We start from the raw sequence: 19,366 nt of genomic DNA on the forward strand, positions 1-19,366 counted from the left end.
AGCAGGCCTTTTTCCATCCCGGGGACGGCGTCGGCGGAGAAGAAACGGCTCCTACTTCAAATCAATGCGAGGACAACATGATTCCCGCATTTAGGGGATTTCGCCCCTGTCCGCGCACCCTATCGCCAGGCGGGAGCGCCGCCTCCTGGCCGCGCCGTCGTCCCAGCGGCCAAAAACGCGCCGACGCCGCCCGTTTGCCCTGCGAAAGCGTTGAATTCAAGGTCTATTCGCGGGCTTTCTGAAGGCTTTTGCGGCCAAGCTGGCCAAGCACCCGATCATGGCGAAATCTAGCCCAAGGCGGCCATCACCACACCGACCGCCGTCACGGCGCCGGCGACCATCTGCGTCCACGACAGACGCTCCTTGAACAGACGACGCCCGGCGATGGCGGCGATGGGCATTTCGACCACGCCGACCGCCCGGACAGGCCCCACCGGCGACAGGGCCATCGCCGTGAACCACAGGCCCGAGGCCGCCGCGCCGCAGAACCCCGCCCCCAGAGACTGACGCCAGGCGGCGACCACCGCCTTCAGAGAGGCCGGATTTCTCCAGGCCAGATAGCCGGTCAGGACCACGGTCTGAATGGCCTGGACGACCATGACGGTCACCAGGGCCGAGACGGCCGCATGGGCGGGGTCGAAGGCCAGGCTGGCCTGGCGGAAGCAGTTGGCGCTCATCGCGAACATCGCCCCCGCGCCCAGGCCGGCCGCCAATGCGCCGCGGCGCATGACCACTTCGCCACGCGGCCAGGTCAGGGCGGCCAGGCCTGCGGTGGCGACAAGCGCGCCCAGCCAGGTGACCGGCCCGACCTTGTCGTCGAAGAACAGCGCGCCCCAGGCCAGGGCGAAGATCAGCCCGCTCTGCTGCATGGCCGTGCCCAGGGCGAAGGTCGAGCGGTGCATGGCGGTCAGCTGAGCGGCCGTGGCCCCCATCTGCAGTGCCGCTCCCGCCGCGCAGGCCAGCCAGAACAGTGGCGTCGCGTGGGCGACCACGTCCGGCGTCACCAGCCAGGCGACCACCGCGAACACCGTGGCGAACGGCAGACCGAACAGGAACCGCACCAGGGTCGCCCCCCACGGCCCCGCCCCACCCATGATCGAGCGCTGGGCGGCGTTTCGCGCCACCTGCAGGGCGGCCGCCGCCACCGTGATGGGAATCCAGATCATCGCCTAGCGCCTCGCCGCCACGATCAGGCCCGACGCCCAGGTCAGACGCGCCACGACCAGATCCGGGCGGCTTTCCAGCCGCGCGACCAGATCGTCAACCCGCGCCGGATGCCCCTCTGGCCAGTTCGGTTGCGGCAGCATGTCGTCGATAACGTACAGCCCGCCCCGCTTCAGCAGCGCCAGGGTCTCGTCCAGCGCTTCGTACTTGCCGGGCCAGGCGTCGGCGAAGATCAGGTCGAACGAAGCCGGCGACCGCTCCCGAATGAAGTCCAGGCCGTCGGCTAGCACGAAGCGCAGGCGTTCGTCCTTCAGGTGTGCGCGCGCAACGTCCTGCACCACCGGATCGACATCGACGCTGACCAAGCTCGCCGAAGCGTCCAGCCCCGCCAGCAGCCAGGCCGTCGCCAGCCCCGTGCCGGTGCCCAGCTCCAGCATCCGCCCGCCCGGCTTGGACGCGGCCAGGAGACGCAGGAGCGCGCCGGTATTGGCCTCGGAAGGCATGTCGAAGCCAAGCGCGGCGGTACGCGCCTGGATCTCAGCCCAGGCGGCCGGCGCGGCGGAAGCGTTGTCGCCGAACATCACGTCGTTCCTTACGCGGCCCTTACGCGGAAGGGCCTGTTTCCGAATGGAGCCCTTGCGGGCGCGGGACGCAAAACACGCAGGTCGGCCCGCTCCGGCGGGCTTGGTCAGCAGAAGGTTTCCCGCCATGTCGCCCTCCCCCCTCCGTCAAGCAGCCCAGTTCCTTCTGGGCGTGCCGACTGATGGTTTCGATCCGGCCCTCGACCGGATGCTGGAGCTAGCCCAAGCCACTCCACTGGCCTTCGTGGCCGTGGCGGGTCCGGGTGCGGGGGAAGCCATGTGCCAGCTATGGCGGCGAGGCTACCAGCGCGTAGAGGCCGCGCGCCGCGCCACCTGCGGGGCGGCCGACGAGCGCAGCGACGTGCTGCTGGTGCTGGACTGCCAGACCCTGCACGACGCGCGCGCGGTCGTCGCCGCGACCTATGCCATGCTGCGTCCCGGCGGGACGCTGGTCGTGGACGCGGGCGCGCTGCTGGACGAGCAGCCCCGCAGGGCGCTCGCCGACAGCTTGCGAGAGCTTGGACTGGACGTTCAGCCCCAGGCGCACCTGGGGGCCGAGATCCTGGCGACGCGCCCGTTCAGCAGCCGAAAGGCGGCTTAGTTGAGGCGCGATGGCCGCCGAAGCCGGCGGCCACTTTCGGCTACCGCGCCTTAGAACCCGCTGGCGATCGCCGCCGGCGCGCTCTTTTCCTTGCGGGCGAAGAGGTTGTTGAGCGCGTTGACATACGCCTTGGCCGAAGCGGTCAGGGTGTCGGTGTCAGCGGCCGCGCCGGTGGCGATGCGGCCGTCCTCTTCCAGACGCACCGAGACCTGGGCCTGGGCGTCCGTGCCTTCCGTCACCGCGTGGACCTGGAACAGGCGCAGGGCGGCGTCGTGCGGCACGATCTTGTGGATGGCGTTGAACACCGCGTCGACCGGACCGTCGCCCGTCGCCTCGGCGGTCTTGGACACGCCGTCGACGTCCAGGGTCAGCTCGGCCGACTGGCCGTCGGTGCCGGCCACCACGCGCAGGTGCGAGACGCGGATCTTCTCCGAGCCGCGCGCCAGGGCGTCGTCGACCAGGGCGATGATGTCGTCGTCGTAGACGTGCTTCTTGCGGTCGGCCAGGTCCTTGAAGCGGCCGAAGGCTTCCTTCAGCGCGTTCTCGCCCAGCTCGTAGCCCAGGTCCTTCAGCTTGGCGCGGAAGGCGTGGCTGCCCGAGTGCTTGCCCATGACCAGGCTGGAGGGCGCCTGGCCCACCGACTCCGGCGTCATGATCTCGTAGGTCTCGCGGTTCTTGAGCATGCCGTCCTGGTGGATGCCGCTCTCGTGCGCGAAGGCGTTCTTGCCGACGATGGCCTTGTTGTACTGCACCGGGAAGCCGGTGATGGCCGAGACATAGCGGCTGGCGCGGGTGATGTGGGTGGTGTCGATGCCGGTCTGGAAGGGCAGACGGTCGCCGCGCACCTTCAGGGCCATGACGATCTCTTCCAGCGCGGCGTTGCCGGCGCGCTCGCCCAGACCGTTCACGGCGCACTCGACTTGGCGAGCGCCGCCTTGCACGCCGGCCAGGCTGTTGGCCACGGCCAGGCCCAGGTCGTTGTGGCAGTGGGTCGAGAACACGACGCGATCAGCGCCCTCGACGTTGTTGACCATCCAGTGGAACAGGTCGGCATATTCCGACGGATAGGTGTAGCCCACCGTGTCGGGCAGGTTGATGGTCGTGGCGCCGGCCTTGATGGCGGTCTCGGTCGCACGGCGCAGGAACTCGCGGTCGCTGCGGGTGGCGTCCTCAGCCGACCACTCGACGTCGTCGCGCAGGTTACGGGCATGAGCCACCGAGCGGGCGATGACGTCGATGACGGCGTCCGGCTCCATCTGCAGCTTGTGCTTCATGTGCAGGTCGGACGTGGCGATGACCACGTGGATGCGGCCGCGCTGCGTGGGCTTCAGGGCCTCCGCGCAGCGGTCGATATCGACCTGGTGGGCGCGGCACAGGCCGGCGATGGTCGAGTTCTTGACGATCTTGGCCACTTCGCGGACGGCCTCGAAGTCGCCGTTCGAGGCGATCGGGAAGCCGGCCTCGATGATGTCGACCCCCATCTCCTCGAGGATCTTGCCCAGCTCCAGCTTCTCTTCCAGCGACATCGACGCGCCGGGCGACTGCTCGCCGTCGCGCATGGTGGTGTCGAAAATGACGACGTTGTCGCGCTTGTCCGAAGCGGCGTTGGCGGGGGTGGTCATGGAGGTACTCGTCGAATGGGGTGGTGGCGTGCGGGCTGCGGGTCAATGTCCCCTGTGCGCCCGGCCACGACGATGCGCGGCCCCTAGAGCGCCCAGGGGGTGGTAAGCCGAAGCGAAAGCAGGTCGCGCGCGACAGTCATGGCCGACTTTCTACACATCGCCCCAGAATCGAGCAAGCAATTTGCGCCAGCGGCGCGATCGGCCGCAGCCGGCGCAAATATTTTCCCACTGACGATTAATTCGGGCGCGTAACGATCGGGAAATCGGTCGGGAAGGCGTCGAACCATCCCGTCAGACGGCCCATCGCCGCGCGATCGCCCTCCAGCTTGACCTCCCCGCTCAGGACCTTGGGAACCAGGGACACTCCCCGGAACAGCGAGTCCAGGAACACCGGCCGGGCCACCGTCAGGGTTGCGTCGGCCTTGTCGCCTTCGCGCGCCGGCTGCGCCACCAGTACGCCATTGCGGACCTCGACCAGGAAGCGCTCGCCCCGGTCAGGGAAGGCGAAGATGATCTTCAGCCGCGCTTCGCCGGCCTTGTCGGCGTTCAGACGGATGGCCAGTACGTCGAAGATCATCTGGCTCTCCAGGGCCGTGATCATGTCCAGCGGCGCCATCGACGGCGGCAGCTTGCGCACCCCGCTCCGCAGCTCGTCCGCGCCGGTCAGGTACATGTTGCGCGCTAGACTGTTCTCGGTCTGGTAGCCCATCTGCTGGTAGGCGGCGGCCAGCTGGGTCTTGGCTTCGGCGTCGCCGTCGTCCGCCATGACCGCGTGGTTCAGGAGGCTGGCGGCCCACGCGTAGTCGCCCTGCCCCGCCGCGTCCCTGGCCATCGCCTTGACTTTGGTCGCCCCGCCCATGGCCGCGACATAGCGCTTGCCCGCATCGGCCGGCGGCGCAGGGACCAAGTGGACCGGGTTGGCGTCGTACCAGCCCATGTAGCGCTGATAGACCGCCCGACTGTTGAAGCTCATCGAACCGTAATAGCCGCGGTTGAACCAATGCTTCGACAGCGACGGCGGCAACTGGATGCGGGCGGCGATCTCGTCGCCGGTCAGCCCCTGGTTCATCAACCGCACCGTCTGGTCGTGCAGATATTTGTAGGCGTCGCGGTGATCGGCCAGGAAACTCCTGACCAACGCCCCGCCGAAGCGCGGCCAGCCATGGCTGGTGATCATGATGTCGGAGACATCCCCGTACAGCCGCAGGGACTCGGTCAAGCCGTCCGCCCAGGCCTTGCTGTCGCGAACCAGCGCGCCGCGCGGGGTCAGGACATTGTGCATCGTGACATTGGCGTTCTCGGCCATGTCCAGGATGCGCAAATCCGGGAAGTAGAGGTTCATCTCGGCCGGAGCCTCGGTCGAGGGCGTGTACTGGAAGCGCATCTTCACGCCATCCAGGATCAGCTCCTGGCCGGTGCGGTCGACGGTGACGGTCGGCGGAATCAGGGTGATCGAGCCACGCGCGATGGTCTGGCCGATGCCGGAGGTGATCTGCCCCTCCGCCCCCGGCGGCAGCATGATGCCGAACTGGTACTGGGCCCGGCGGCTCATGGCGTTGCCGGCCAGGATGTTCTCGGCGGCGACCTCTTCCATGAAGCCCTTAGGGGCGACGATCGCCACCCTGCCCGCCTTGACGTCGGCCTCGTCGACCACGCCGCGCACGCCGCCGAAGTGGTCGCTGTGGCTATGGGTGTAGATCACCGCCTTGACCGGCCGCTTGCCCAGGGTCTCGTTGACCAGCGCCAGCGCCGCCTGGGCCGTCTCCTTCATGGTCAGCGGGTCGATGACGATCCAGCCCGTATCGCCTTGCACGAAGGTGACGTTGGAGATGTCGAAGCCCCGCACCTGCCAGACCCGGTCGCTGACCTTGTATAGCCCGTGCCTGGACAACAGCAGGGCCTGCCGCCACAGGCTGGGGTTCACGGTCGCCGGCGCGGGACCTTTCAGAAAGTCGTAGGCCGCCAGGTTCCACGCGACCTGGCCGTCCTCACGCTTGATCAGCGGATCGGCGCGAGTCGCCACGAAGCCCCGGTCGGCGAACTCGAAGTCCTGGCGGTCGTCAGCGGGCAGGCTGGCGGCGAAGGCCTTCTGCGTCTCGACCGTGACCGCGCTGGCCGGATCGGCCGCCTGGGCCGCGCTCGCTGCCATCGCCAACAGAGCAGCGCCCAGCATCACCTTGCGCATCGATCCCTCCCGCCATTTTGAAACTTTATAGTTTCATTCTACATAGCACCGATGAACTCCGCCGCGAAAGTCCCCACGCCCCGAGGTCGCCCCGGCCAGCCCAAGCCCCGGGTGGACAAGGCTGCGCGGGGCCAGGCCGTTCTGGATGCGGCAGTCGAGGTGTTCGCGGAGAAGGGTCTGCAGGTCGCCACGATGCAGGACGTCGCCAACCGACTGGGCGTGGCCAAGATCCTGATCTATCGGCTGTACCCTTCGCGCCAGAGCCTGATCGACGCGCTGTTCGGCCAGGTGCTGGCCCAGCTGGAAGCCAGCGGCGATCAGCCCTGGGGCGGCTACGGCTCCAGTATCGCTCGGCTGATCGAGATGTCGCGCGCCCATCCCAAGCTTGGCCTGCTTCTGCTGCGTGACGCCCGGGGCGCGCCCGAGGCCGCCGCCTGGCGCGAGGCGCTGGAAGCCCTGCTGACCCAGCTGATCGAGCCGTTCGTGGCCCCGCCGCCGAACGCCTCAGAGGCCGTCCGCGCCACCTGCCGGCACGCGGCGCGCACCTTCATGCCGTTCGTGATCGAGGCCTGGGCCGCCGGCCTGGAAGGTTCGGACGGCATGAATGACGAGACCCGCACCCGCTGGTTCGGCGAGATCGTCAAAGCTTGGCGGGAAGCGACCTATCGAGCCTTGGACTTGGAGCCCGCTACTCTTCCGCCGCCTCGCGCTTCTTGAGCCAGGCGCGGCTGACCAGGCCCATACCCAGCCAGATGACGACGGCCAGCACGATCATGACGATGTGCTGCTTGCCGCCGCCGCGCATGGCCTGGACGATCGAATTGCCGGCGAAGGCGGTCAGGGCGATCTTCGGGATGATGCCGATGGCTGTGCCGGCGGTGAAATCGCGCAGCTTCATCGGCGTGACGCCGGCGGCCATGTTGACGACGATGAACGGCGCGGACGGCACCAGGCGCACGATCAGGCTGGCCATGAAGCCGTTGCGGCCGATCATCCGCATGAACTTGCTGACGCCTTCGCCAGCGAAGTCGCGCAGGATCTTCGCGCCATAGGCCCGGCCCAGCCAGAAGCCGACCAACGACGAAACGAGCGTGCCGATCCAGCTGTAGGCGAAACCGGTCCACGGCCCGAAGGCCACCACCGCCGCGGCGATCAGCACGAACTGCGGCACGCCCAGGAAGGCCATGACCGCGAAGGCAGCCACGGCCATCGGCAGGGCCCAGGGCCCGCTAGCCGCGCCCAGCCAGTGCTCGACCGCCGCCTCGCCGTTGACGCCCAAGAGCTGCGCGCCGAACAGGAAGACCGCGCCCACGCCGCCGAACAGCACGAACGAAACCGCCACCGTGCGCCAGGCGCGGGCGTCCATATTGGTCACGAAGTCGATGATACGGCGGATCACCGCCCCTCCTCGCGCAGGCGCTGTCCGGGGTCAAGCGGCGCCACGCCGCATGTCGTCCGCGCAACAGGCGCCCGCAAACCGCGATCCGGGGACGTTAACGCTCGCCTGCCACGACATTTCGGTTGCGTGAAGTTCATACGACGGCGTTACTTATCCACAGGCTGCAAGGTTCGAAAACCTTGGCCTGATGGGGAGTTGCTTCGTGAAGACCCTGGCTGTCATCTCGCGCAAGGGCGGCGCCGGCAAGACGACGCTTTCGATCAACCTGGCGATCACCGCTCACCTGGCCGGCCTCAAGACCATGCTGGCCGACATCGATCCCCAGCGCTCGGCCTCCGACGTGCTGCGCGCCCGCACCGGCGACGGCCCCGTGCTGGCCGAGATCAACGCCGGCAAGCTGTTCTCGACCCAGGTCCACGCCAGCAACCACGGCCAGGACGTGCTGATCATCGACACCCCCGCCGCGCCCGAGGCCGACGTTCTGCAGGCCATCCAGTGCGCAGATCTTTGCGTGCTGGTCTGCCGCCCGACCTTCCTGGACATCGCCTCGGTGGTGCGCTCGGCCGAAGCCGTCCGCCGCCTGGGCAAGAAGGGCGTGATCGTGCTGAGCCAAGCCCCGTCCAAGCGCAACGGCTTCGAGCCGCCGGCCGTGCTGAAGGCCGCAGAGGCCTTGCGCTTCGTCGGCATGCCCGTCTCGCCGATCGGCCTGCGGGCCCGCACGGCCTTCCAGCAGTCGATCGCCCACGGCCGCTCGGTCTGCGAGTGGGAGCCGGGCTCTGCCGCCGCCGAGGAGATCACCCGCCTGTGGGCCCAGGTCGGTCCGATGCTGCTGGGCAACGAGGACATCCGGGCCCAGGCCGTCTAAAATCGCGGGATGAAGATTCTCGCGCTTTCCGGCAGCCTCCGCGCCGCCTCGTACAACACCGCCCTGCTGCACGCCGCTCGCGAGCTGGCGCCGGAAGAGCTGTCGATCGAGATCTTTGACGGCCTGGGCGATCTGCCATTCTTCAACCAGGACCTCGAGGACCAGGGCGAGCCGGCCCCGGTCGCGGCCTGGAAGACCGCCGTGCGCGACGCCGATGGCCTGCTGATCGCCTGCCCCGAATACAATGGCGGCCTGACCGCGGTGCTGAAGAACGCCCTCGACTGGGCCTCGCGCGGCAAGCCCGCGCCGCTGGACGGCAAGCTGGCCTGCGCGATCGGCGCCAGCCCCGGGATCACCGGCACGGTCCGCGCCCAGGACGCCCTGCGCCTGAACCTCAAGCGCGCCGGGTGCGACCTGGCCCCGCTGTCAGACGTGCTGGTCGGCCAGGCGCCGGGCAAGTTCGAGAACGGCGTCCTGACCGATGAGCGCACCCGCCAGGGTCTCGCCCGTCACCTGGCGGCCTTCGCTGCGGTTCTGCGTTCCCAGAACGCCTGACCCACGCCTGACCCAAAACCTTCACGAAACGCCGCTCCCCGCGTTGCGCCGCGCCAAGCGCAGGCGTAAAGACCGCCGCAATCCTGAAACCGGCCTTTCAAGGCCAATTCCTTTCCAGGGGAGTCCTGAACCATGTCGCTTGAGTCCGCCGCACTGCGGCGCATCGCACCGTCGGCCACCATCGCCATCAGCGCCAAGGCGCGCGCGTTGAAAGCCGCCGGACGTGACGTGATCGCCCTTTCCGCGGGCGAACCGGACTTCGACACCCCGGACAATATCAAGGACGCCGCCATCGCGGCGATCAAGGGCGGCAAGACCAAGTACACCGACCCCGACGGCATGCCCGAGCTGAAGGCCGCCATCTGCGCCAAGTTCAAGCGCGAGAACGGCCTGGAGTACAAGCCCAGCCAGGTCCACGTCGCCCCGGGCGGCAAGCCGGTGATCTACAACGCCTTCGTCGCGACCCTGAACCCGGGCGACGAGGTCGTCATCCCCGCGCCGTACTGGGTGTCGTACCCCGACATGACCCTGCTGGCCGGCGGCACGCCGGTGTCGGTCGAAACCACGGCCGAAAGCGGCTTCAAGATCACCCCGGAAGCCCTGGAAGCGGCGATCACGCCCAAGACCAAGTGGCTGATCATCAACAGCCCGTCCAACCCGTCGGGCGGCGCCTATACCCGCGCCGAGCTGCAGGCTCTGGCGGACGTGCTGCTGCGCCACCCGCAAGTCTGGGTGCTGACCGACGACATGTACGAGCACCTGGTGTTCGACGACTTCGAGTTCACCACCATCGCCCAGGTCGAGCCCAAGCTCTACGACCGCACCCTGACGATGAACGGCGTTTCCAAGGGCTATTCGATGACCGGCTGGCGCATCGGCTACGCCGCGGGTCCCGAAGCGCTGATCAAGGCCATGGGCAAGATGATCAGCCAGACGACCTCCAACCCCTGCTCGATCTCGCAGTGGGCGGCGCTCGAGGCGCTGAACGGCACGCAGGACTTCATCAAGCCGAACGCCAAGCTGTTCCAGGAGCGCCGCGACCTGGTCGTGTCGATGCTGAACCAGGCCCAGGGCATCGACTGCCCGACCCCGGAAGGCGCGTTCTACGTCTATCCGTCGTGCGCCGGCCTGATCGGCAAGACCGCCCCCTCGGGCAAGGTCATCACGAGCGACGAAGACTTCGCCGGCGAGCTGCTGGAAGCCGAGGGCGTGGCGGTCGTGCACGGCGCGGCCTTCGGCCTGTCGCCGTTCTTCCGCATCAGCTACGCCACCGCCAACGACGTGCTGGAAGACGCCTGCCAACGCATCCAGCGCTTCTGCGCCAGCGTGAAGTAACAACGCTTCAAACGGACGTTTGACGCCCGACGACTAATCGAGCGATCCTCTCGGCAAAGCGGCCTCAAGTCCGCCGAGCCGGGAGGATTTTTCATATGCGCCTGTCACAGCCCAGGATCCGTCCGCTCGCGCCCGAAGACTGGACGCCCGAACAGGCCGAGGTGCTGGCGCCCCTGGGCGGCGGCGGGGTGATCCCGGCCGGGCCGGTGCTGAACATCTTCCGGACCATGGCCCACGCCCCCAAGGCGCTGAAGGCGTTCCTGACCTGGGGCAACTACGTCCTCTCCAAGAAGAACGATCTGCCGCCCCGCGAGCGCGAGATCGTCATCCTGCGCACCGGCTTCCTGTGCCGCAGCGGCTACGAGTGGACCCAGCACGCCGAGATCGGCCGTCGCTGCGGGCTCGCCGACGACGAGATCCAGCGCCTGAAGGCGGGGGCGTCCGCCGGCTGGAGCCCGGCCGACGCCGCCCTGATCCAGGCGACCGACGAGTTGCACCACGACCAGTTCATCTCGACGCCAACCTGGAAAGCGTTGCTGGCTCACTTCAGCGAGAAGCAGGCCATGGACCTGGTGTTCACGGCCGGCCAGTACACCCAGGTCTCGATGCTGCTGAACACCTTCGGCGTGCAGCTGGACGCAGGCCAGAGCCTCGATCCCGACCTGAAGGCGTTCTGAGCGTGGCCGGCCGCCTGGAAGGCAAGCGCGCCATCGTCGTCGGAGCCGGCCAGACCCCGGGCGAGACGATTGGCAATGGCCGCGCCATCGCCCTGCTGTTCGCTCGCGAAGGGGCCAGCGTCCTCTGCGTCGACCGCCATCAGGACCGCGCCGACGAAACCGCCGCCCTGATCACGGCCGAGGGCGGGACCGCCCACGCCCTGGCCGCGGACATCCGTTCGGCAGAGGCCGCAGACGCCATCGTGGCGGCGGCGCAGGCCATGCTGGGCGGCCTGGACATCCTGATCAACAATGTCGGCGTCGGCGGTGGGGGCGACGGACCAGCCCACCGGCTGACTGAGGAGGCGTTCGACCGCATCCTCGACGTCAATCTGAAGGGCCTATGGCGGGTGACCCGCGCCGCCCTCCCCGTCCTGCGCGAGCAGGGCTCCGGCGCGATCGTCAACATCTCGTCCCTGGCCGGGATCGCCGGCGGCAATCAGCTGGCCTACGAGGTTTCCAAGGCCGGGGTGAACCGCCTGACCGCCAGCGTCGCCCAGGCCAACGCCGGCAAGGGCGTGCGTTGCAACGCCGTCGCGCCGGGCCTGATGGACACGCCCATGGCTGTGGCGGGCATCGCCGAGATGACCGGCCAGAGCGTCGAAGCCGTCCGCGCCAGCCGTAGCGCCCGCGTCCCCTTGGGCGGGACCATGGGCACGGCCTGGGACACCGCCTACGCCGCCCTATACCTGGCCAGCGACGAGGCCCGTTTCGTCACGGGCGTCGTCCTGCCGGTCGACGGCGGCATGTCCACGCGGATCGGCTAGCCGTCGATCCAGTCGGTGAGACCCTCGCGGACATGGACCTCACGCAGGGCCGGCCGCTGGCGGATCGCATCCAGATATCGCTTCAGGTTCGGCCACTCGGTCGCGGGCCTGGGCATATTGCGGGTCCAGCGGCACAGGATGGCGGTCAGCAGGTCTACCGTCGTGAAGCCTTCGCCGACCAGGTAGTCACGATCGGCCAGGCGGGCGTCCAGTCTCGCCAGCCCCGCCTCGATCCGCCCGCGGGCGACATCCTGGGCGGCGTCCTGCGCCGCTTCGCCCGCCGGCTCGTACGGATAGAACCAGCCCCGGAAGTGCGGCTGCCAGCTGTTGGCCAGCCAATAGCTCCAGCTCAGATAGTCGGCGCGCGCGGCCGAGCCCGGCGGCGGGGCGAAACCGGCTTCAGGATGGCGCTCGGCCAGCAGCGCCGCGATCGCGGCCATCTGGGTGACCGGCGCGCCATCCACGATCAGGGTCGGCACGAAGCCGTCGGGATTGAGCGCCAAGTACTTTGGCGTCTTGTGCTCGGCCTTGTCGAAGTCGAGCAACGTCAGCTCGAACGGGACGCCCAGTTCAAGCAGCATCCAGTGAATGGCCGTGCCCGCCGTGCTAGGCGATCCATAGAGCGCGTACATCAAAGCCCCTCCCGCTGATCGGCGCGGATAGGCGGCTGCTTCTGGGAAGCGGTCAAGCAAAAGGCCCCCGCCCTTTCGGACGGAGGCCCTTGGCGATCACCGAGCGATCAGGCTCAGTGCTTTTCGCGCCACTTGGACTTGGCGTCGTCCTTGGTCAGGCTCAGATGGACCTTGTCGTCATCGACATATTCCACCCACGACAGCGGGATCATGTGGTGCTTGAAGCCGCCGCCCAGGTCCAGCTTGGCCAGTTCGATCTCGCCGCCCATGACGTGGTCTACGCGGCCGACATGGCCGCCGTCCGAGCCGACGACTTCCTGGTGTTCCTTGATTTGCGTGAGGTCGATCATGTCGTCGTCTCCCAATCGCGGGACCGGCTGGTCCCCTTTTCCGTCCCCTCAACGGTCACGCCTGCTGCCAAGTTTCGGCTTGCGACGCTCTATAAGATTTGTTCTCGTTAAGTTCCTGCCAAAGAGGCCGCCATGCTGACCCTGTTCCACGCGCCGCGCTCGCGCTCGACCCGCTTCCTGTGGCTGCTGGAGGAGCTGGGGGCGCCCTATGAGGTCAGGACGGTCGATATCTATCGCAGCTTCGGAAACACCGGCGCGCGCGACCCGGCCAATCCGCACCCGCACGGCCAGGTGCCGGCTCTGCTGGACGATGGCGTACTGATCACCGAGTCGGCGGCCATCGCGCTCTATCTGACCGACAAGTTCCCCGGCGCGGGTCTGGGTCCCACGGTCGGCGACCCGCTGCGCGGTCCGTACCTGTCCTGGCTGGCCTATTACGCTGGCGTTCTGGAGCCGTCAGTCGTCAATCTTTGGAAGCAGCGCCAGGACGACGAGGACAAGAAGACCTATCAGACGCTGGACGACCGCCTGCGGGTCACGCTGGAAAGCTCGCCTTGGCTGCTGGGAGACCACTTCTCGGCCGCCGACATCCTGTTTATCAGTCTCCTGCAGTTCGCCCGCCAGATGCTGCCGCCGCACGCGGTCTATGACGACTGGCTGGCGCGCGCCTCCACTCGACCCGCCTTGGCGCGGGCCCTCGCCAAGGACGACGCATGACCTTCCGCGCCCGCCTTCCGATCCTCGCCGCTGCGCTATGCCTGGCGACGGCCGCCCCTGCCTTCGCCGATCCCGCGATCGGCAAGCGGGTCGACGCCGTCATGGCCGACGACACGGTGACGATCACCGAGGCGGGCAAGACCGTGCTGGTCTACCGCACCAAGGCGGCCGATCCGGCCGAGCCGGGCCGCCTGAACTACATCCATCCGCTGTACGCGCCGGACGGCGCGGTGCTGACCGAGGACCGTCCGGCCGACCACCTGCACCAGCGCGGCCTGTTCTGGGCCTGGCACCAGATCACCGTGAACGGCAAGTCGGTCGCCGATCAGTGGTTCATGAAGGACATCGCCCCGTCGGTGCGCGAGAAGCGCTTCAAGGGTGACGCCCAGGGCGGCGGGACCCTGACCATCGACGCCGACTGGCTGGTCAAGATCAACGGCGAGGTGACCTATGTCGCCGGCGAGACGACCAAGGTCACGGTCCACCCGCTGAAGGCGGGCGGCCGGCGCATCGACTTCGAGACCACGATCACGTCCAAGGTCGACGCCCTGGGCCTGGGCGGCAGCGACGACGTCAAGGGCTATGGCGGGTTCTCGGCGCGCTTCGTCCAGCCGCAGAACCTGACCTTCGCCTCGGCCGGCAAGACGGTGACGGCGACCAACACCGCCGTCACGGCCGGCTCGTCGATGGGCTTCGCCTGGCCGGCCGGTACAGGTCCGGCCTGGAGCCTCGGTCTGGCGTGCAAGGCGAACGGTCAGCCGATCACCCAGTGGATCCTGCGCAAGGAGCTGTCGATGCAGAACTGCGTCTTCCCGGGCCGCGCGCCGTTCATCCTGAAGAAGGGCGAAACCCTGAAGCTGCAGGAGACGCTGATCATCCGTCCGGCCACACCGCCGAAGCCGAAGGGCTAACCGATGGCCGATATCGTCAATCTGAACCAGGCCCGCAAGGCCAAGGCGAAAGCCGACGACAAAACCCGCGCCGCCGAGAACCGCGCCAAGTTCGGCCGCACCAAGGGCGAGAAGACCTTGGACGCCGCGCGTGCGGACAAGTTGAAGCGCGACCTCGACGGAGCCAAGCGCGAAGACTGATGGCGGGCTTGAAGAAACGCTCGGTGAACCTGGCCGGCCACGCCACCTCGCTGGCGCTGGAGCCTGAGTTCTGGGCGGTGCTGGACCGAGCGGCGGCGACAGACGGCCTGAGTCTGGCCGCCCTGGTGCAGCGCATCGACACCGATCGTGGCGAGCGACCGCTGGCGTCGGCCTGTCGGGTATTTGCCTTGGAAAGAGCGACTCTCGCCCATCCCCGCGAAATGAACTAGTTCCGCATCTCCGGCGCTACGCCCGGTCGACGCTGGATCGGCAGCGGCGCCGGCTGCGGGTTCGGGCCACGGCGCAGGCTCAGCGTTTCTGGCAAGCGCTGACGCCACTCGACCTTGTCGCCGGCCATCACGCCCAGCCGCCACGCGCCCCAGACGGCGCCGGCCAGCAGGGCCACCACCAGCAGAGCTGCGAGAAACCCGCCGCCGCTATGGCCCGAATGCCGGTGATCGTGCGCGAGCGTCTTCATCGCCCTAGCCTTCCGGGGCCTTGGGCGCCTCGGGCAGTTTCGGCGCGTCCGGGAGTTTCGGCGCCGAGGCCGAGATGTTCACGTCGACGCTCTTCTTCTGCGTCAGGCCGCCCGAGAACATGAAGAAGGCGAGCACCGCCACGATCACTACCAGGCCGCCGACGATGAACGCCAGGCCGCTGTTGCCGCCGCCGCTGTTGCTGCTGGTTCCTTCAGCCATGAGAGGTCTCCCGCCTTGCGGCTATGTTTCCAATGGCGGATCAACGGTACGCGAGCGGGGAAGTTCCTTTTCCGCGCGCTCTGGGGCTTAAGCCCCGCACAGTTTGTGCTACATATGTTCCATGTATCCCGATGATGACTCGGCTGGATTCCCAGGCGACCTCCCCTCCCCGCGCATCTCCGACCTGGCCCGGCCGCAGCCGCCGGCCCGCGAGCACGCCGCGCCGAACTATCTGGACGGGCTGAACCCCGAACAGCGCGAAGCCGTGGTGACCACCGAAGGCCCGCTGCTGGTCCTGGCCGGCGCCGGCACTGGCAAGACTCGGGTGCTGACCACTCGCCTGGCCCACATCCTGGCGACCGGTAAGGCGCGCCCGTGGGAGATGCTGGCCGTCACCTTCACCAACAAGGCCGCCCGCGAGATGCGCGAGCGGATCACCCACATCATCGGCCCGGAGGCCGAAGGCCTGCGTTGGCTGGGCACCTTCCACTCGGTGGCCGCCCAGATCCTGCGCCGCCATGCCGAGCTGGTGGGGCTGAAGTCGAACTACACGATCATCGACACCGACGATAACGAGCGGCTGCTGAAGCAGCTGATCGAGGCCGAGAACATCGACGCCAAGCGCTGGACGCCGCGCATTCTCTCGGGCCTGATCGACACCTGGAAGAACCGCGGCTGGACGCCCGACCGCGTGCCGACCAGCGAGGCCGGCGAGTTCGCCAACGGCAAGGGCATCAGCCTGTATCGCCAGTACCAGGAGCGCCTGCGCATCCTGAACGCCTGCGACTTCGGCGACCTGCTGCTGCACAACATCACCATCTTCACGGGCAATCCCGACGTGCTGGAGGATTTCCAGCGCCGCTTCAAATACGTGATGGTCGACGAGTACCAGGACACCAACGTCGCCCAGTATCTGTGGCTGCGCCTGCTGGCCCAGGGCCGGCAGAACGTCTGCTGCGTCGGCGACGACGACCAGTCGATCTATGGCTGGCGCGGGGCCGAGGTCGACAACATCCTGCGGTTCGAGCGCGACTTCGCCGGCGCCAAGGTCGTGCGGCTGGAGTGCAACTACCGCTCGACCGAACATATCCTGGCGGCGGCGTCTGGTCTGATCACCGCCAACAAGGGACGCCTGGGCAAGACACTGTGGACCCCGGCCAAGGGCGGCGAGAAGGTCAAGGTCAGCGGCGTCTGGGACGGCGAGGCCGAGAGCCGCATGATCGCCGACGAGATCGAGCGCGCCAAGAAAGACGGCCGTCGCTACAACCAGATGGCCATTCTGGTGCGCGCCTCGTTCCAGATGCGGGCCTTCGAAGAGCGGTTCGTGCTGCTGCAGATCCCCTACAAGGTGGTCGGCGGCCCGCGCTTCTTCGAACGGGCCGAGATCCGCGACGCCCACGCCTATCTGCGCCTGATCCAGTCGCCGGACGACGACCTGGCGTTCGAGCGCATCGTCAACACCCCCAAGCGCGGCATCGGCGACACCTCGGTGCAGAAGCTGCTGCAGATCGCGCGGCTGGGCGGGATCTCGACCGTCGAGGCCGCCCGCCAGATCATCGCCAGCGACGAACTGCCGGCCCGCACCCGCACGGCGCTGTCGAACTTCATTCGCGACCTGGACCGCTGGCGCTCGATGATTGGCAACATCCACCACCAGCGTCTCCTCGAGACGGTGCTGGAGGAGAGCGGCTATACCGACGCCCTGCGCCTGGACAAGGGTCCGACCAGCCAGACCCGCCTGGAGAACCTGAAGGAACTGGTCCAGTCGATGGCCGCCTTCGAGACGCTGGAGGCCTACCTGGAGCACGTCTCGCTGGTCATGGACCTGGACCGCGAGGCCACCGGCGACGCCGTCTGGATCATGACCCTGCACTCGGCCAAGGGCCTGGAGTTCCCGCTGGTCTTCCTGCCAGGCTGGGAAGAAGGCGTGTTCCCCAGCCAGCGCAGCATGGACGACAAGGGCGAGAAGGGCCTCGAGGAAGAGCGCCGGCTGGCCTATGTCGGCATTACCCGCGCCCGCGAAGAAGCCCGGATCAGCTTCGTGGCCAACCGTCAGGTCTATGGTCGCTGGACCAGCCAGTTGCCCAGCCGCTTCGTCGACGAACTCCCCTTGGCCCACGTCGATGCGGGCTCGGAGACCGGCTACTACGGCGGTGGTCCCGGCATGCAGTCGACGGCGGCCTCGCGCTGGGACGACACCGGCGGCTCGACCTTCCAGGGCGGCAGCTACGACAGCCCAGGCTGGAAGCGAGCGCAGGAACGCACGGCCGGCGTCGCCGACAAGGGCAGCGCCTGGCGCGGCGTACGCAGCGGCTCGGCGGCCCGCTCGGCGCCGATCGAGGGCGAAGGTCGCTTGGTGGCGGTCTCAGCCCCGACCAACAGCGCCTATTCACGCGGCGATCGCGTCTTCCACGTCAAGTTCGGTTACGGCCAGGTCGCCAGTATCGAAGGCAACAAGCTGACCGTGGCTTTCGACAAGGCGGGCGAGAAGAAGGTCATCGATAGCTTCGTGGAGAAGGCTTGAGGCTGTGCGTCCTTCGAGGCTCGCCTACGGCTCGCACCTCAGGATGAGGAATTCAGTACAAAGCTCCTCATCCTGAGGCGCCCGCGCAGTGGGCCTCGAAGGACGCACCGCCTCGCAACCTGAGCGCAGAACCAAACCGCCCCTTCGTGCGCTATGCCGATATGGACCAGCGGATCGAAAACATCCTCGCCAGCCTGAAGGCTTTCGCCCTCACCCGTCCCGTGGCCTACGGCGCCCCGGCCTGCGCCTTCGTCGGTGCGCTGGCGGGGCTGGCCATGCAGACCGGCCCCCAGACCACTGGCCCGACGCCCGACATGGCGCCGGTGATGGCGTCCTACGAGAACACTGCCGAGCCGACCTCCTGGCCGACCGGCAAGATCCCCGACTACGTCATCGGCCAGGACTTCGTGAAGAGCCAGCAGCCTCCTCCGCCGGTGGAGTTCGCCGAATATCCGCTGCCGCCTGAGCCTGAGATCCCGCCCTACGTCCCCGCTGCCCACGGCCCGGCCACGCCGCCCCCTCAGGTTGACGCCGCCCCGCGTTGGGCCTCACAACGTGGCGACATCCTGGATGTTTCCCTGCCCGAGGATCGCTCCCCGCAGCCCGCCACGATGGAGATGGCCGACGCCGCCGCCACCGGCATGACCACGCGCTGAAGGCTCGCTTTTCTGCGACTTTGCCGCTAACGGAGCGGCATGACCGACTATACGCCCCAACAGATCGTCGCCCGCGGCTCGCGCGTCGAGGCCGAGACCGCCGCCGACGCCATCGACAACCATCCCGGCCTCGAAGGCGCGACCTACTCGATCCTGGAAGAGGACGAGGACAAGGGCATCTGGCGCATCGACGCCTTCCCGACGACCGACGAGGAAGACGCCAGCCTGATGGCGCTGCTGGGCGAGTACGACCTGAAGGTCAATCGCGACACCCTCGCCGACGCCGACTGGCTAGCCATGGCGCTGTCGGGCCTGCCGCCCGTGCGCGCCGGCCGTTTCTTCGTCTACGGCATGCATGACCGCGGCCGCCTGCCGGCCAGCACCGTCAACCTGCGCATCGAAGCCGGCGCGGCCTTCGGGACCGGCCACCACGGCACCACCGTCGGCTGCCTGCAGGCCTATGACCGCCTGATCAAGGCCCGCAAGTTCAACAAGGTTCTGGACGTCGGCGCCGGCACCGGCCTTCTGGCCATCGCCGCCGCTCGCACCGGTTCGAAGCTGGCCGTCGGCACCGACATCGACAAGCCCAGCGTGCGGATCTCCAAGGAGAACGCTCAGGTCAACAAGGCCAACGCCCGCTTCGTCCACGCCTCGGGCCTGTCCAACAAGCTGGTCGCCGAGAACGCGCCCTACGACCTGGTGTTCGCCAACATCCTGGCCCGCCCGCTGATCAGCCTGGCCCAGGACATCAAGCGCGCCCTGGTCCCGGGCGGCACGGTCATCCTGTCGGGCCTGCTGCGCACCCAGGAACGCATGGTCAAGGCCGCCTACCTGTCGCGCGGCTTCAAGGTCGTAACCCGCATCCACCGCGACGCGTGGGCGACGCTGGTCCTGCAACGGCCGTAGGA

General features: G+C 68.1%; 24 protein-coding genes and 1 pseudogene. 15 read left to right on the plus strand and 10 right to left on the minus strand.

Annotated elements, in window-relative coordinates; translation table 11 throughout:
• Window positions 1-287: 287 nt before the first annotated feature.
• Window positions 288-1,166 (minus strand): DMT family transporter, encoded by an 879-nt coding sequence (locus E1H18_RS00100; RefSeq protein WP_172262514.1) that lies wholly within the window; start codon window positions 1,164-1,166, stop codon window positions 288-290.
• A gap of 3 nt (window positions 1,167-1,169) precedes the next feature.
• Entirely contained in the window at window positions 1,170-1,745 is a 576-nt protein-coding gene (locus tag E1H18_RS00105; RefSeq protein WP_172262516.1) for an O-methyltransferase, read from the minus strand.
• Window positions 1,746-1,872: 127 nt separating this feature from the next.
• On the opposite strand from E1H18_RS00105, the gene E1H18_RS00110 reads away from it, so the two are divergent.
• Window positions 1,873-2,346 (plus strand): hypothetical protein, encoded by a 474-nt coding sequence (locus E1H18_RS00110; protein WP_172262518.1) that lies wholly within the window; start codon window positions 1,873-1,875, stop codon window positions 2,344-2,346.
• A gap of 50 nt (window positions 2,347-2,396) precedes the next feature.
• Here E1H18_RS00110 and E1H18_RS00115 read toward each other — a convergent pair whose 3' ends face one another.
• The 3 genes from E1H18_RS00115 to E1H18_RS00125 form a co-directional block, all read right to left on the minus strand.
• The gene (locus tag E1H18_RS00115; RefSeq protein ID WP_172262520.1) at window positions 2,397-3,968 is read right to left on the minus strand and encodes a 2-isopropylmalate synthase; all 1,572 of its coding nucleotides are present in this window, start codon (window positions 3,966-3,968) and stop codon (window positions 2,397-2,399) included.
• A gap of 83 nt (window positions 3,969-4,051) precedes the next feature.
• Complete coding sequence (locus tag E1H18_RS00120) at window positions 4,052-4,108, minus strand: hypothetical protein (protein WP_172263832.1); 57 nt, start codon at window positions 4,106-4,108, stop codon at window positions 4,052-4,054.
• 95 nt (window positions 4,109-4,203) lie between these two features.
• Complete coding sequence (locus E1H18_RS00125) at window positions 4,204-6,153, minus strand: alkyl/aryl-sulfatase (protein ID WP_172262522.1); 1,950 nt, start codon at window positions 6,151-6,153, stop codon at window positions 4,204-4,206.
• A 51-nt stretch (window positions 6,154-6,204) separates the two neighbouring features.
• Here E1H18_RS00125 and E1H18_RS00130 point away from each other — a divergent pair, with 51 nt between their 5' ends.
• Window positions 6,205-6,870, plus strand: coding sequence for a TetR/AcrR family transcriptional regulator (locus tag E1H18_RS00130; protein WP_172262524.1), 666 nt, complete (start codon window positions 6,205-6,207; stop codon window positions 6,868-6,870).
• On the opposite strand, the gene E1H18_RS00135 is transcribed toward E1H18_RS00130, so the two are convergent.
• The gene (locus E1H18_RS00135; RefSeq protein WP_172262526.1) at window positions 6,842-7,552 is read right to left on the minus strand and encodes a VTT domain-containing protein; all 711 of its coding nucleotides are present in this window, start codon (window positions 7,550-7,552) and stop codon (window positions 6,842-6,844) included. The two genes, E1H18_RS00130 and E1H18_RS00135, sit on opposite strands and share 29 nt — an antisense overlap.
• A gap of 202 nt (window positions 7,553-7,754) precedes the next feature.
• Here E1H18_RS00135 and E1H18_RS00140 point away from each other — a divergent pair, with 202 nt between their 5' ends.
• From E1H18_RS00140 to E1H18_RS00160, 5 genes are all read left to right on the plus strand, one after another.
• On the plus strand, window positions 7,755-8,417 hold the full coding sequence (locus tag E1H18_RS00140) for an AAA family ATPase (RefSeq protein ID WP_172262528.1): 663 nt from the start codon (window positions 7,755-7,757) through the stop codon (window positions 8,415-8,417).
• Between the two features lie 9 nt (window positions 8,418-8,426).
• The gene (locus tag E1H18_RS00145; protein WP_172262530.1) at window positions 8,427-8,972 is read left to right on the plus strand and encodes an NADPH-dependent FMN reductase; all 546 of its coding nucleotides are present in this window, start codon (window positions 8,427-8,429) and stop codon (window positions 8,970-8,972) included.
• A gap of 132 nt (window positions 8,973-9,104) precedes the next feature.
• The gene (locus E1H18_RS00150) at window positions 9,105-10,307 is read left to right on the plus strand and encodes a pyridoxal phosphate-dependent aminotransferase (protein WP_172262532.1); all 1,203 of its coding nucleotides are present in this window, start codon (window positions 9,105-9,107) and stop codon (window positions 10,305-10,307) included.
• Window positions 10,308-10,402: 95 nt separating this feature from the next.
• Window positions 10,403-10,984, plus strand: a complete 582-nt coding sequence (locus E1H18_RS00155) for a carboxymuconolactone decarboxylase family protein (RefSeq protein ID WP_172262534.1) — start codon at window positions 10,403-10,405, stop codon at window positions 10,982-10,984.
• A gap of 2 nt (window positions 10,985-10,986) precedes the next feature.
• Complete coding sequence (locus tag E1H18_RS00160; protein WP_172262536.1) at window positions 10,987-11,790, plus strand: SDR family NAD(P)-dependent oxidoreductase; 804 nt, start codon at window positions 10,987-10,989, stop codon at window positions 11,788-11,790.
• On the opposite strand, the gene E1H18_RS00165 is transcribed toward E1H18_RS00160, so the two are convergent.
• Window positions 11,787-12,425 (minus strand): glutathione S-transferase family protein, encoded by a 639-nt coding sequence (locus E1H18_RS00165; RefSeq protein ID WP_172262538.1) that lies wholly within the window; start codon window positions 12,423-12,425, stop codon window positions 11,787-11,789. The genes E1H18_RS00160 and E1H18_RS00165 overlap by 4 nt on opposite strands.
• 110 nt (window positions 12,426-12,535) lie before the next feature.
• Entirely contained in the window at window positions 12,536-12,772 is a 237-nt protein-coding gene (locus tag E1H18_RS00170; protein WP_172262540.1) for a DUF2171 domain-containing protein, read from the minus strand.
• 132 nt (window positions 12,773-12,904) lie between these two features.
• On the opposite strand from E1H18_RS00170, the gene E1H18_RS00175 reads away from it, so the two are divergent.
• The 4 genes from E1H18_RS00175 to E1H18_RS00190 are packed head-to-tail and all read left to right on the plus strand — an operon-like array spanning window position 12,905 to window position 14,810.
• Window positions 12,905-13,489 (plus strand): glutathione S-transferase family protein, encoded by a 585-nt coding sequence (locus tag E1H18_RS00175; RefSeq protein WP_172262542.1) that lies wholly within the window; start codon window positions 12,905-12,907, stop codon window positions 13,487-13,489.
• A complete protein-coding gene (locus E1H18_RS00180; RefSeq protein WP_172262544.1) occupies window positions 13,486-14,400 on the plus strand; it encodes a DUF6807 family protein in 915 nt (304 codons plus the stop codon). Before E1H18_RS00175 ends, E1H18_RS00180 begins: the two co-directional genes overlap by 4 nt.
• Before the next feature lie 3 nt (window positions 14,401-14,403).
• Entirely contained in the window at window positions 14,404-14,580 is a 177-nt protein-coding gene (locus tag E1H18_RS00185; protein WP_172262546.1) for a DUF4169 family protein, read from the plus strand.
• Entirely contained in the window at window positions 14,580-14,810 is a 231-nt protein-coding gene (locus tag E1H18_RS00190) for a ribbon-helix-helix domain-containing protein (protein ID WP_172262548.1), read from the plus strand. Before E1H18_RS00185 ends, E1H18_RS00190 begins: the two co-directional genes overlap by 1 nt.
• Here the strand turns inward: E1H18_RS00190 and E1H18_RS00195 are convergent.
• Both E1H18_RS00195 and E1H18_RS00200 read right to left on the minus strand, forming a co-directional pair.
• Window positions 14,807-15,058 (minus strand): hypothetical protein, encoded by a 252-nt coding sequence (locus tag E1H18_RS00195; RefSeq protein WP_172262550.1) that lies wholly within the window; start codon window positions 15,056-15,058, stop codon window positions 14,807-14,809. The two genes, E1H18_RS00190 and E1H18_RS00195, sit on opposite strands and share 4 nt — an antisense overlap.
• Before the next feature lie 4 nt (window positions 15,059-15,062).
• Window positions 15,063-15,278: a hypothetical protein gene (locus tag E1H18_RS00200; RefSeq protein WP_172262552.1), complete on the minus strand. Its 216-nt coding sequence runs from the start codon at window positions 15,276-15,278 to the stop codon at window positions 15,063-15,065.
• A gap of 121 nt (window positions 15,279-15,399) precedes the next feature.
• Between E1H18_RS00200 and E1H18_RS00205 the strand changes: the two genes are divergently transcribed.
• The 4 genes and pseudogenes from E1H18_RS00205 (at window position 15,400) to E1H18_RS00215 (ending at window position 19,364) form a co-directional block, all read left to right on the plus strand.
• Window positions 15,400-17,802, plus strand: coding sequence for a DUF3553 domain-containing protein (locus E1H18_RS00205; RefSeq protein WP_172262554.1), 2,403 nt, complete (start codon window positions 15,400-15,402; stop codon window positions 17,800-17,802).
• 6 nt (window positions 17,803-17,808) lie between these two features.
• Window positions 17,809-17,909 (plus strand): annotated as a pseudogene (locus tag E1H18_RS27200) (hypothetical protein); the annotation flags it as partial.
• Between the two features lie 39 nt (window positions 17,910-17,948).
• Window positions 17,949-18,458 (plus strand): hypothetical protein, encoded by a 510-nt coding sequence (locus E1H18_RS00210; RefSeq protein WP_370526379.1) that lies wholly within the window; start codon window positions 17,949-17,951, stop codon window positions 18,456-18,458.
• A gap of 39 nt (window positions 18,459-18,497) precedes the next feature.
• A complete protein-coding gene (locus E1H18_RS00215) occupies window positions 18,498-19,364 on the plus strand; it encodes a 50S ribosomal protein L11 methyltransferase (RefSeq protein WP_172262556.1) in 867 nt (288 codons plus the stop codon).
• Window positions 19,365-19,366: the final 2 nt, after the last annotated feature.

Origin of the sequence: Caulobacter sp. RHG1 (assembly GCF_013181195.1) — a bacterium.
In the GTDB taxonomy this organism is placed as follows: domain Bacteria; phylum Pseudomonadota; class Alphaproteobacteria; order Caulobacterales; family Caulobacteraceae; genus Caulobacter.